The following is a 12,536-nucleotide window of genomic DNA, read 5'->3' on the forward strand; positions in this document are numbered from 1 at the left end:
GACGAGCGCCGGCCGCGCCCCTCCCCCGCCGGTCACGGCCCCCGTGCCGGACGCGGGCCGCAGTGGTACTCCGAGACCGCGCCCCCGCGCACGTACACCGTCGACTCCGGCCGCTCGCGGCACAGTTCCGTCAGCACCCGCGTCTTGGCGACCTCCGCACGCTGGGCACGGAACCAACGGCCGCCGACGGTCGTCGTGTCCGACACCACCCACACCGGCCGGCCGGCCGGCTGCGCGGCCAGCCGCCCGCGCAACTCCGCCGCGCCGACCTCCTCCCCGTAGAGGGTGCCGGAGGCGGCGGCCGAGCGCTTGAGGGTGAGGTCCCGCAGGCCGGTGAACTCCTGCGGGTAGAAGAGGGCTATCCGCCGTTCGTGGTGCGGCAGGAACAGCACCGCGTCGCCCGGTCGCGCCAGCCGCCCGAGCGCCCGGGCCACCGCCGCCGGTTCGTCCCCGCGACTCCCCGGCAGCCGCTCGCGCTGCTGCTGGGGCAACTGCCACAGGAACCCGGCCGTCACCAGGAGCACCCCGGCCCCCGCCACCGCCCGCCGCCCGGGCAGTACCCCCAGCACCCGCTCCAGCCCCGCCGCGGCCAGCAGTGGCACGCCCGCCAGGCTGAACAGCAGGTACCGGTCCAGGAACAGGGGCGTGCGCTGCGACGCGGCGTAGAGGAGGACCGGCGGGACGAGCGCCAGCGGCAGGGCCACCGCGTTCAGCGGGAGCCGCCGGGCCCCGGGCGGGCCGCTCCGCGGCAGCGGCGCCACCAGGGCGAGCACGGCCAGCGCCAGTGTCACGCCGGCGACGAGACCGGTGGGGCCCGCGAAGGCGAGCACAAGCCCCTTCGCCTCCGCGTAGCCGGGCGTCCGGATCCAGGAGACCTGCGCGCTCTGCCGCCGGGACAGCATCGCCAACGGTGCCGCCGCCGCACAGACGCCGAGAGCCGCGCACAGCCACCCGCGCCAGGTCCGCCACGGCACCCGGGAGACGAGCAGGGTCAGCCCGTGCGCCGCGAGCAGCAGGATCGCGAACTCGTGCAGCAGGGAGGCGACGGCGACGACGGCGCCGTAGCCGGCCCAGCGGAGCCCGGACCCCTCTTCGACGGCCCGCACCAACAGCCAGGTGGCTCCCGCCGCCCCCGCCGCGACCAGCGCGTAGGAGCGCCCCTCCTGGGCGTAGTGCCCGGCGAACGGAGTGACCGCGTACGCCAGCCCGGCCCACAGCCCCACCCGGGGCCGGGCGAGCCGGCACCCGATCGCGGCGACGAGCGCCGCCGTCCCGGCCGCCGCGGCGACCGAGGGCAGCCGCAGCGTCACCTCGTCGTCGTGCACGGCCACGACGGCGTGCATCAGCAGGTAGTAGAGGCCGTGCACGAGGTCGACGTCGCGGAGCAGCCGGACGATCTCCGGCAGCGACCGGCGGGCCACCTGCAGGGTGGCTCCCTCGTCACGCCACACGGTCCCGCGGTCCAGCCCCCACAGGCCGAGGACGAGCATCACTCCGGCCGGCAGCAGGACGGCCGCCGCCGTCGCCCGCGAACGGCGCACGCCACGGGCGCCGTCCCCCCTGCCCGGCCGCCCCCGCGCCCGCCCGGGCGGCGCGCCACCCCCGCCGCCCCGAGCCCGGGGCACCGGGCCGACCGCCGCACCCGCGCCGCCATCCGTTCCAGCACCACCCGCCCCGACGCCACCGCCGACGTCCGTACCCTCACCGGCCGCACCCCCGGAACCTCCCCGCCCGGTCGGCACCGCGCGCAATGGCCCCCGCACCATCGCCTCCCCCTTCCCGTCCACGATCAGCGCCCCCGTCCCCGATCAGCAACTCGCGCCCGGCACACCCGGGACCAGGATCACCCGATTCATCACTCTTAACCGATAAAAATGTCTTTCGTGACAGTGAACGAGAGCGGAACCCCTGCCCTGCCACACGCTCCCGACGCCCTGCCCACCGGCCTCGTCACCGTGATCGTCATCGGCTACGACGACGCCACCCACATCGCCACCGCCGTGCGGTCGGCCCTCGCGCAGGGTCCCGCCGTCGCCGAGGTCATCGCCGTCGACGACGCCTCCACGGACGGCACCGGCGCCGTCCTCGACCGGCTGGCCGCCCGCCACCCCCGGCTCCGCGTCATTCACCGCACCGTCAACAGCGGCGGCTGCGGCACCCCGCGCAACGACGGCGTCCGGGCCGCGGGGACGCCCTATGTGATGTTCCTCGACAGCGACGACGTCCTCCCGGACGGCGCCGCGGAAGCGCTCCTGGCCGCCGCCCTCCGCCACGACGCGCCCGTCGCCGCCGGCCTGTGCGTGCGCAGGGAACTCCCCCAGTGCCTCGACACCCGCTGGCAGCCCGGCCTCTACCGCGCCGCCGCCCTGCACCCCTCCCCCGAACACCATCTTGCGCTCCTCCACGACACCCTCTGCGTCAACAAGCTCTACGACCGCCGCTTCCTCACCGAACACGGCGTCACGTTCCCCGAAGGGGCCTATCCCTACGAGGACTTCGTCTTCAGCGCCCGCCTCCTCGCCGCCGCCCCCCGCATCGCGACCGTCCCCGACACCGTCTACGTCTGGCACGTGCGGCGCGGCGCCCACCGACCGTCGATCTCCCTGGACCGGGACCGGATCGGCAACTGGCACGCCCGGCTGCGCGCCCACCGGCGCGGGGTGGAGATCTACCGGACGGCCGGCCGGGACCCCCTCGCGCACGCCGCCCGGGTGAAGTTCCTCGACCACGACCTGCGCATGTACGTCCGGGAGCTGCCCACCCGCGGCGACGGCTACCGGCACGCCTGGTGGCGCGCCACCCGCGAGTGCCTGACCGGCTACGCCGAGGCGGAGCTGGCCGCGGCCCGTGCCCCCGCCCGCTGGATCGCCCGGGTCGTCCTGGCCGCCGCGGACCCGCGCGACCTGGACCGCCTCGCCCAGCTCGCCGCCCACCCGGCCCGGCTGCTGCCGCCCTACGCCCGGGCCGGCGGCCGGCCCGTCTGGGCGGACGACCTGCCCGTGGTCACCCTCGACGGCCTCGTCGGCCCCGGCGCCGCACCCGCCCGCCGGCTGCCGGTGACCGTCGACGCCACCCTCCGCCTGCTGACCGGCCCGCCCCGGGCCGAGCTCCGGCTGCGCGTCCACGAACTCTACGGACGGCTCGCCCAGGCCCGCCCGCACACCGTGGACCTCGAACTCCGGCCGCGCGGCGGCGGCACGGCGCTCGAAGCGCGCGCCGCCCTCTCCCCCGACGGCCCCGACTGGACCGCCCGGCTGTGGATCGGCCTGGCCCCGCTGGCCGCGCCGGGGGCCGGTCACCGGCCGCGCACCTGGGACCTGCGGGTCCGGCTGCACTGCGCGCACGGCGGCGTCATCCGCACCGCCGTCCGGGCGGCCGACGGCACCCTGGGCCGCCGCGCCCTGCCGAGCGCCCGCCACGGGCTGCTGCTGGTGCGCCCCTACGCCACGGCGAACGGCTCGCTCTCCCTGCGGACCGCCGCCGGGCTGCGCTGCGCGCTGCTCCTCGCCGCCCGCCGGCTGCGCCGCCGCCGAACCTCCCGTCCGTAACCCGCGGAACAACCGGAACAGACCCACCGCACTCCGCCCGGGCCACATCCCCGCTCTCCCGTCCCGCCACAGGCAGAAACCGCCCAAGGAACCCGCGTTCCAGCGCCCCCGAACCCCCCTCCCCCACCCCGCACTCCACCGGGAACCACTCCCGGCCCCCGCCTTCCGAACCTTCCGGCGGCACCACCGGCCACCGCACCCACGCCCCGCCCTCACCGGTCCACCTCCTCGAACAGCTCCTCCCACCGGTCCAGCACCCCCGGCAGCGCCAGCGGCGCCACATGCTCCCGCGCGGCCCGCCCGTACCGCTCCCGCAGCGCCGCGTCCCGCACCAGCTCCCCCAGCGCCGCGGCCAGGGCGTCCCCGTCCCCCGGCGGCACCAGCACCCCGGTCCGTCCGTGGTCCACCAACTCCCGCACACCGCCGGACAGGTCGAAGCTCACGCACGGCACCCCGCAGGCGGACGCCTCGGCCAGGGCCATGGGCCGGCCCTCGCACTCGCTGGTGAGCGCCACCACGGACAGCTCCCGATAGGCGGCGGCCATGTCCCGGACGGTGCCCCGGAAGCGGACCCGGTCCGCGATCCCGTGCCGTACCGCGCGTTCCCGCAGGGCCGCCTCCTCCGGGCCGTCCCCGAAGAAGTGCAGCTCCCAGTCCGGCCGGCCGGCGCAGGCCGCGGCGAACGCGTCGACGAGGCGGTCGAGCCGTTTGACGGGGTCGAGCCGGCCGACCGCGCCGACGCACCGCGTGTCCAGCGGCGCCGGCGGCCCCGGAGTGAACGGGAGCGGGTTGGGCACCACCGCCGCGTTGGGCAGGCGCCGGCGGCGGAACTCCTCGGCGTCCGGCTCGCTGAGGAACACCGCCTTCTCCAGGGCCGGGTAGTGCCGCAGGATCAGCCGGAGGTTGGCGGACGCCGCGGCCTGCGCGAAGGACTCGTGGTACTGGCCGACGGCCTTCAGGTGCCGCCGGTCCACCGACCGCAGCCAGTCCGCCGCCCACGGCGACCCGATGACGACATAGCCGTGCGGCACGGCCGCGAACCGCCGGGCGAGCCGCTCCCGGGCCCGCTCCCCGTCCTGCCGCGCGGCGCGCAGGGCCCGCAGCCGGGACGGCCGCAGCCGTTCGGCCGGGGTGACGGCGTCCCGGGCGGGCGCCGCCGGCATGCGGTGCAGCGTGGCCCGGCGGTACGCCGGGCGCGCGTGGTAGGTGTGCGGTTCGGGGCTGGGCCGGATGCCGATCAGCTCCACCCGGTGCCCTCGGTCCGCGAATCCCTGGGCGAGGGTGTGCAGCACCCGCTGGGAACCGCCCATCGAGTCCACGTCGATGCCGACCAGGAACAGGTTGCGGCGGGAGGCGGCGGAACCCCGGTTCCCCGGCGGCCGGTTCATCGCGCGCCTCCGGTGAAGAAGAGGTCGACCACGGCCTTGGCGGACCGCCCGGTCTCGTACGGGTTGAACCGCGCCCGGAACCGCTCGTACGCCCCTGCCCACTCCTCCCGTACGGCGCCCAGGTCCCGCAGCGCCGCGGCGAGTTCACCGGTCCCGGTGAGCAGCGGCCCCGGAGCGATGTCCGTCAGCTCGTAGTAGGTGCCGCGCAGGGTGGACCGGTACGCCGGGTAGTCGTCGGCGTAGAGCAGCACCGGCCGGCCCAGGTTGACGTAGTCGAACATGACGGACGAGTAGTCGGTGAGGAGCGCGTCCGAGGCCAGCAGCAGATCGTTGAGGTCAGCGAACTCCCGACCGTCGCGCACCGCGTGACCCACCTCGCGGGCGACCGTGAACCGCTCGTAGTAGTGCGGCCGGACCACCACCGTCCACTCCTCGCCCACCCGGTGCACCAGCTCCGCCAGGTCCACCCGGATCGACTCGCCGCTGGCCCGCGCGCCGTCGCGGAACGTCGGCGCGTAGAGCAGCACCTTCTTCCCATCGGGGATTTCGAGCCGTTCGCGGGCGGCGGCGGCGCGCTCGCGCTGGGCGGGCTCGTTCCAGAGGACGAGGACGTCGTTGCGCGGGAGCCCGGTGCGCAACAGCTCGCCCGTGTACGCGTTACCGCGCACAAAGGTGCGTTCGAACTCCTCGCTGGGGGCGATGAGGGCGTCCCAGCGGTCGACCATGGCCCGGTGCCGTGCCCGCCGGGCGGGCCCGGCGAGCCGCAGCTCGGGGGCGTCGTAGCCCATGTGCTTGAGCGCCTGGCCGTGCCAGGTCTGGAGGTAGCGGGTGCCGGGGTGCTTGGGGACGTGGGCGGGGAAGCCGTGCGAGTCGATCCAGTAGCGGGCGCGGGCGACCGTCCGGACGTACTCCCAGCTGCCGCGCCGGACCAGCGGTACGCCCTTCGGGTAGCCGGCCCGGCTGCCGGTGTAGGACCAGACGGCGTACAGCGGGAGGTCGCGGCGGAGCAGCTCCTCGTGGATGTAGCGGGGGCTGTCGGCGTAGCCGCGGCCCTCCAGCGCCTCGAAGACGACGAGCTGTTCGTCGACGGGGAGCCGGTGGAGCTCGTGGGAGACCAGGGCCTTGGCGCCCGGGCCGGCGGCCCGGCGGACCAGCCGCGCGCACCGGGCGCGGACGGGCTCCAGGTGCGGGGCCAGGGCTTCGGCGCGGGCCCGCGGGCCGGTCCGCTCCCATCGGATCTCCAGCCGTCCCGGGCCCCCGTCCTCGCAGCCGACGCGGACGTCGTGCCCGCCCACGCGGGCCCGCAGCCCGGGCCGCCCGGTGGGGGCGAGGACGGGATCGGTGCGGCGCAGCCCCAGCCGGCCGAGGGTCACCACCGGATGGCGCCGGCCGGTGAACCCCTTGGGGCCGAGCGGCACCCGGGCCAGGTCGAGGACGAGCACCGCGCTGCGCACACCGGCGTCGTCGGGCGCCGGGGCGTAGCCGAAGGGGACGACGAGGGGGGCGGCCCGGGCGGCGACGCGGAGTTCGGCGGTGACGTCGGCGGGCCCGGCGAGCAGCCCGCCCGGGTCGTAGGTGCGCAGGGTGATCCGCAGCCGGGTGCCGTGCGGTTCGACGAGCGTCACCTCGTGGCGCAGCGGGCCGGTGGCGAAGGGCTGGGCGTCCAGGTGCCAGTCGGTGACGTCGAGTTCGGCGGCCTCCCGGGCGTTCGCGGGGGCGGTGGCGCCCCAGTAGGTGCGCCCCTCGTGCCGGACGACGCGGCGCGGGGCGATCCGCGGGCGGTCGAGGGTGCGCGCGCACTCGGCGGCCTCGGCCAGGCGCCCGGTGCGCAGCAGGTACTGGCAGATCCGCTGTTCGCGGGGCAGGGCGGCGACGGCCCGCGGGTCGGCGTCCTCCAGGCAGGGGGTGACGACGGCGGCGAACTCCTCGGCCCACCGCCGGTCCCTGAAGGGCAGGTCGCCCAGGTAGAGCCGCAGGTCGTGGCGGAGGAACGCCTCGTCCTTGGCCGGTCTGAGCGCGGTGCGGCCGGTCTCCGCCAGGAAGGCGTCGGTGAGCCGGGAGACGGCGATCCGGTCGACCACGTTCCGGATGCGGTGGCGGCTGGACGAGATGGAGAGGGTGGTCGGATCGGCCGCCAGTCGCCAGGTGTAAACGGACCAGGGGACGACGGCGAAGCGCTCGGCGAGCGTGTAGGCGCGGGCGCTGAAGTACTGGTCCTCGTAGTGGATGTCCTCGGGGAAGCGCAGCCGGTGACGGGCGAGGAAGTCGGCGCGGTAGAGCTTGTTGGTGGAGAGGTGGTCGAGGAAGTACTCGGGGGCGGACGCGATGCCCTCCACGACGCGGGGCTCGGCGAACAGCCGGGGATACCAGAGGCCGGTGGTGCCGTTGGCCTCGTAGAGCCGGGTGACCTCGCCGGCCACCAGGTCAGCGCCGGTCCGCTCGGCGGTCAGGAGCAGGGATTTGCAGGCGTGGTACGGCAGTTCGTCGTCGCTGTCCAGGAACATCAGGTACGGCGCGCGGGCGGCCTCGATGCCCGCGTTGCGCGGCGCCCCGCAGCCCCCGCTGTTGACGGGCAGCCGGAGGCCGCTCACCCGCGGGTCGGCGGCGGCCAGCCGGCGCACCCGCTCGGGGGTGCCGTCGGTGGAGCAGTCGTCCACGACGATCACTTCGAGATTGCGCAGCGACTGGCCGAGGACGGACCGCACGGCGCGCGGCAGCCGGTCCTCGTCGTTGTGGACGATGACGACGACGCTGACGTCGGGGACGGGACGCGGGGGCGCGGCGGGCACAAGTCACCTCATCTCGGAAGGATCCCGGGGAGCCGGATCACTACTCAGAGAGTAGACGGCGCCACTGACAGTCACCGTCCGGACGGTCCGCGGGCGGCTCCGCCAGGCGTCGGCCGCGAGCACCGTCGCCATCCCGGTGAACATCACGATGTCCTTGAAGGCGTGCCGCCGCGCGCTGCCCAGCTCCGGCCAGGCCACCCCGGCGAGCTGCGGCAACAGGGCCATCCAGAACCACACCGAGCGCGCGGCGGCGCCCCGCACCACCACGGACGCGACGAGCGCGGGCACGATCACCAGGGCGTAGTGCAGGAAGGACGGCCGGGACACCAGGAACGCGGCGAGCATCAGCAGCGCCCCGCACTCGACGAGCCGCAGTGCCTCGTCACCCTCCTGCCGCCAGCGCAGCCGGGCGACGGCGAGCACCGCCGCGGCGGCGCAGGCGGCGAGCACGAACGCCAGGTGGTGGGGGACGCCGAGGCGGGGCAGGACGGCGGTCCACGAGGCGTCGAAGGGTGCGGCGTAGTCGTCCTGGCCGTGCAGCAGGAACGGCAGCGTCTTGGTGAGGAACAGGCCCGGCCGGGGCATGGCGAGCGCCGCCGCCAGGGAGATCGCCGTCGGCAGGGCCACCGCCCAGGCCAGCGCCCGCCACCGCCGGGCGAGCACGAAGAGCAGCAGCAGCGGGACGAGCATCGGCTTGAGCGCGACGGCCAGACCGACGGTGACGCCGGCTGCGGTCCAGCGGCCGCGGAGGGCCAGCAGCAGCGCGGCGGGGAAGGCCACGGCCGAGGCGGCCGTCCAGTTGCCCAGGTGGACGATGCTCTGGAAGGGGAGGAAGAGGCCCAGCCCGGCGGTCAGGGCGGCGGCGAGCCGGCTGTCCGCCCGGATGTCGAAGATCCGCAGGGCGAGCACGACCCCGGCGAGGACCAGGGCGGCGGTGGCGAACGGCACCACGCGGGACAGCGTCGCGTCGCCGAACGGCGCCTGCGGCAGCGCCGCGAACACCGCGCCCGGCAGATAGAGAAACCGTTTGTCCGCGTACGGCGAGCCGCCGTCCAGCAGGGCGCGGGCGGCCCGGACGACGACCGCGTTGTCCATGCCCGCCCGGCGGACGCCCAGCATCCGCCCCGTGCTGAGCACATAGACCAGCAAGGCCGCCGCCCGTACGGGCCACGAGGCCCGGCCGGCGATCCAGCGCGCGAAGCCGTCCCGGGACGGAGACCCGTCGTCCGGCGCACTCATCGTTCCACCTCCAGCAACATCAGTCCTCCGGGGCCCCGTGCGGCACGCCGCAGGGCCGGGTCGTCGGGCGACAGGCCGGGCCCGCCGTCCCTCTGCAGCACCCATCGCGCCCCGTACTCCCGGAGGGCGCCCAGCCGTTGCGCGCGTGTGGCGGAGGGCGCGTAATAGCGGCGTGTCACCGCCCTGCGCTCCCGTTCATCGGTGAGGAACACGTCCGGGTAGGCGGGGGCGACGGTGTACGGGCCGTAGGCGGGCAGCATCCGCAGCGCGTGGTAGTCGTCGGTCATGACCGTCTCCCCGGCCGGCACCCGCCCGGCCGCCCAGGCGAACGACGGCCAGGGGGCGATGGACGGGACGTGCGCCCGGACGAACCGGGCGGCGCGGGCCGGCAGGGCGTAGGCCACGGCCCCGGCCTGGACGTACGCCCCGGCCAGCAGGGCGGCGGCGGTCGCCCCGGCGAGCAGCGGCCCCGCCCGGCGGCCGGTCCGCCCGGCCGCCTCCACCGCAAGCGCCAGTTGGGCGGGGAGCAGCACGGCGGGCAGGATCCGTCCCCACGACCAGTGGCCGGTCAGCCCGCCCGCCGCGAAGACCGCCGCGCCCAGGGCGAAGAGGAGGACCAGCGGATCGCGCCGATCCCGCCGGCAGCGCGCACCGAGCGCCACCAGCCCCAGGGCCACCAGGCAGAACTTGGACACCAGGTGCTGGTAGAGCGGCCGGTGGATCGCCTCCAGGCCGTCGGCCCCGGACAGCGCGGTGAACGGGTAGTACGGCCAGGCCGCGAGCGCCGCGCCGGCGAGCAGCACGCCGGCGCCCACCCGAAGCCAGACGGCGCGTACAGGCAGGGGCCGCGCCCCCAGAAGCACCGACACCACCCCCAATACCGCCACCGCACCCGTGAATTGGTGCACCAGCAGCACCACGGCGAGCAGCAGCCCCAGCCCCAGGAACCGGACCGTCCCCCACCGCTCGCCGACCGCCCGGCGCAGCAGGGCCCACAGATGCAGCGCCAGCCCCAGCGCCAGCGTGCTGGGATAGGCAACGGTCAGGGCCAGCGAGGTCAGGCCGGGCACCCCGCTCCAGGCGAACAGCCGGGTGCCGTACAGGAAGAGGACGCACAGCAGCGCCAGCGGCACCGCCGCGCGCCGGCCGGTCAGCGTCCGGACGAACGCCCGCACCCCGGTGCCCAGCGCGACGAGCCCGGCGAGCGCGGCGAGGTGCAGCACGGCCAGCGCGCTCGCCCCGGTCGCCGCCGCGAGCAGCGCCAGCAGCACCATCCAGGGCGAGTAGTAGGGGCTGGGCACGTCCGCGTCCACCAGCGGATGCCCCGGGTGCAGCGGGTCCGCGCGCAGCCGCTCCACCACGGCCGCGTGCATCCCCAGGTCGCCGGCCCACGGCAGCCGCACCACGGCGGCCAGCAGCAGCGCGGCCGGGACCAGGGTGACCAGCAGCAGGGCGCGGTACGGCAGGTCCGTCGCGGCGCCGGCGGCCGGCGGGGCCTCCGTCCGGGTGGTCACGGCGCGCGGCTCAGCGGGCCCGCCCACCGCTCGAACGCATCTCCTTGGCCCGCAGCCGCCACGGCATCGCGACCGATTCGAGCTGCACCGCGAGGCTCATCTTGGACTCCCCCACCGTCCGGTCCTCGAAGTGGATCGGCACCTCCACCACCGTGAACCCGGCCCGCAGCGCCCGGTACTTGGCCTCGACCTGGAAGCTGTAGCCCGCGCTGTCGATGGTGTCGAGGTCGAGGGAGCGCAGCGCCGCCGCGCTCCACAGGTTGAAGCCCCCGGTGATGTCGCGCAGCCGGGTGCCGAGGATGGTGCCGGCGTAGGCGTTGGCCCAGCGCGAGAGCAGTCTGCGGTGGGCCCCCCAGGCGGCGGACAGCGTTCCGCCGGGCACGTACCGGCTGCCGACGACGACGTCCGCCCCGGTGGACAGGGCGACGCCCAGCATCTCGGAGACCTTCCCGACCGGATGGCTGCCGTCGGCGTCCATCTGCAGGACGTACGCGGCGCCGTCCTCGACGGCCCGCGCCATCCCGGCCGCGTACGCCCGGCCGAGGCCCTCCTTGGTGGTGCGGTGCAGCACGGAGACGCGGGGGCGGCCGGGTTCGTGGTACTTCTCGGCCAGCTGGTCGGCGACCCTGCCGGTGCCGTCCGGACTGTCGTCGTCGACGACCAGCAGCCGCAGCCCCTCCAGCGGCAGCGCCATCAGCGCCTCCGCCATCATCGGGAGGTTCTCCGCCTCGTTGTAGGTGGGCATCACCACGGTGGTCACCGTGCGGGCCCACTCGGCGGGCAGCGGGGTCAGGACGGCGGGGGTGTGCGGAACGCTCATGGGCTGTCCTCTTCGGTAGGGGGCGGTGGCGGGGCCGTACGACGACGGGTCCCCCGGTCAGGCGGCGCCGAAGCGGATGGCGGCGTCGGGGATGGCGGTGCCGCACCAGACACGGGCCCCTTCACGGAGCTCGTTGTCCGCGCCGATTTCAGCGTGATCGCCGATGACGGCACCGTCCAGCACGGTGCGCGGCCCCACCCGGGCGGCGTTGCCGATCATGGACGCCCGGATCCGCGCCCCCGCCTCGATCCGGGCCCCGTCCAGCACCACGGATCCGGTGATCTCGGCACCGGCCCCCACCCGCGCCCCCGCGCCGACGACCGTCCCCCCGGCCAGCCGCGCCCCGGGCTCGACATGGGCGCCGGGCAGCACCAGGTGCTCGCCCGGTTCGCCCGGCACCGCCGGGGATCGGACGATGCCGCGCACCAGGTCGGCGCTGGCCTGGATGAACGAGGCGGGCCGGCCCAGGTCCAGCCAGTACGACGCGTCGACGAGGCCGTGCAGCAGCGCGCCGCCGTCCAGCAGTCCGGGGAAGGTCTCCCGCTCGACGGAGACCGGGCGGCCGGCCGGGATGGTGTCGATGACCTCCCGCCGGAAGACGTAGCAGCCGGCGTTGATCTGGTCGGTGACGATCTCGTCGGGGTGCCGGGGCTTCTCGGTGAAGGCGAGCACGCGGCCGTCGGGGGCGGTGGGGACCAGGCCGTACGCCCGGGGGTCGGCGACCCGGGTGAGGTGCAGGGTGACGTCGGCCTGGGCCCGCTCGTGGCGTCTGAGGAGGGCGGGGATGTCGAGACCGGTGAGGATGTCACCGTTGAAGACGAGCACCGGTTCGTCCGGCCGGGTGGTGAGCGCCTCGGCGGCGCCCCGGATCGCCCCGCCCGTGCCGAGCGGCTGGTCCTCGGTGACGTAGGTGAGCCGCAGGCCGTAGGCGGAGCCGTCGCCGAAGTACGGCTCGAAGACCTCGGCCAGGTACGAGGTGGCCAGCACGATGTGCTCGACGCCGGCGGCCCGGGCCCGGGCGAGCTGGTGGGCGAGGAACGGCACCCCGGCGGCGGGGACCATCGGCTTGGGTGTGTTCAGCGTGAGCGGCTGGAGCCGAGTGCCCTTGCCGCCGACGAGCAGTACCGCCTCTGTCATGCCACTGTCCTCGCGCATCGTCGTCGCATCGTCGCACTGCGTTAGTTTTCGCGGGAAATTACACTACAATCGACTGTCTGCGTGCAATGTCCGCTATGCGT

General features: G+C 75.7%; 8 protein-coding genes. 1 reads left to right on the forward strand and 7 read right to left on the reverse strand.

Translation table 11 applies throughout. The features are described 5' to 3' along the window. Positions 1-32: 32 nt before the first annotated feature. Positions 33-1,541: a glycosyltransferase family 39 protein gene (locus J7W19_RS12125; RefSeq protein WP_004946926.1), complete on the reverse strand. Its 1,509-nt coding sequence runs from the start codon at positions 1,539-1,541 to the stop codon at positions 33-35. Between the two features lie 348 nt (positions 1,542-1,889). On the opposite strand from J7W19_RS12125, the gene J7W19_RS12130 reads away from it, so the two are divergent. Continuing rightward, positions 1,890-3,548 (forward strand): glycosyltransferase family 2 protein, encoded by a 1,659-nt coding sequence (locus J7W19_RS12130; protein WP_004946923.1) that lies wholly within the window; start codon positions 1,890-1,892, stop codon positions 3,546-3,548. A 212-nt stretch (positions 3,549-3,760) separates the two neighbouring features. On the opposite strand, the gene J7W19_RS12135 is transcribed toward J7W19_RS12130, so the two are convergent. From J7W19_RS12135 to manB, 6 genes are read right to left on the reverse strand one after another with little or no spacing between them, the layout of a single operon-like run. After that, on the reverse strand, positions 3,761-4,936 hold the full coding sequence (locus tag J7W19_RS12135) for a glycosyltransferase (RefSeq protein WP_004946920.1): 1,176 nt from the start codon (positions 4,934-4,936) through the stop codon (positions 3,761-3,763). After that, positions 4,933-7,725, reverse strand: coding sequence for a bifunctional glycosyltransferase/CDP-glycerol:glycerophosphate glycerophosphotransferase (locus J7W19_RS33480; RefSeq protein ID WP_004946917.1), 2,793 nt, complete (start codon positions 7,723-7,725; stop codon positions 4,933-4,935). The genes J7W19_RS12135 and J7W19_RS33480 overlap by 4 nt, the downstream gene beginning before the upstream one ends. A 3-nt stretch (positions 7,726-7,728) precedes the next feature. Then, a complete protein-coding gene (locus tag J7W19_RS12145) occupies positions 7,729-8,964 on the reverse strand; it encodes a glycosyltransferase family 87 protein (RefSeq protein ID WP_004946914.1) in 1,236 nt (411 codons plus the stop codon). Beyond that, a complete protein-coding gene (locus J7W19_RS12150) occupies positions 8,961-10,478 on the reverse strand; it encodes a hypothetical protein (protein ID WP_051072636.1) in 1,518 nt (505 codons plus the stop codon). The genes J7W19_RS12145 and J7W19_RS12150 overlap by 4 nt, the downstream gene beginning before the upstream one ends. A 10-nt stretch (positions 10,479-10,488) precedes the next feature. Continuing rightward, the gene (locus J7W19_RS12155; protein ID WP_004946908.1) at positions 10,489-11,298 is read right to left on the reverse strand and encodes a polyprenol monophosphomannose synthase; all 810 of its coding nucleotides are present in this window, start codon (positions 11,296-11,298) and stop codon (positions 10,489-10,491) included. Between the two features lie 57 nt (positions 11,299-11,355). Beyond that, positions 11,356-12,435 (reverse strand): mannose-1-phosphate guanylyltransferase, encoded by a 1,080-nt coding sequence (gene manB / locus J7W19_RS12160; RefSeq protein WP_004946904.1) that lies wholly within the window; start codon positions 12,433-12,435, stop codon positions 11,356-11,358. Positions 12,436-12,536: the final 101 nt, after the last annotated feature.

The sequence above is a fragment of the Streptomyces mobaraensis NBRC 13819 = DSM 40847 genome (assembly GCF_017916255.1).
Taxonomy (GTDB): Bacteria; Actinomycetota; Actinomycetes; order Streptomycetales; family Streptomycetaceae; genus Streptomyces; species Streptomyces mobaraensis.

Excerpts from the sequence above, each read along its gene's own strand:
- J7W19_RS12145 (WP_004946914.1), bottom strand. The coding sequence starts at position 8,964 with ATGAGTGCGCCGGACGACGGGTCTCCGTCCCGGGACGGCTTCGCGCGC.
- J7W19_RS12155 (WP_004946908.1), bottom strand. The coding sequence starts at position 11,298 with ATGAGCGTTCCGCACACCCCCGCCGTCCTGACCCCGCTGCCCGCCGAG.
- manB (WP_004946904.1), bottom strand. The coding sequence starts at position 12,435 with ATGACAGAGGCGGTACTGCTCGTCGGCGGCAAGGGCACTCGGCTCCAG.
- J7W19_RS12135 (WP_004946920.1), bottom strand. The coding sequence starts at position 4,936 with ATGAACCGGCCGCCGGGGAACCGGGGTTCCGCCGCCTCCCGCCGCAAC.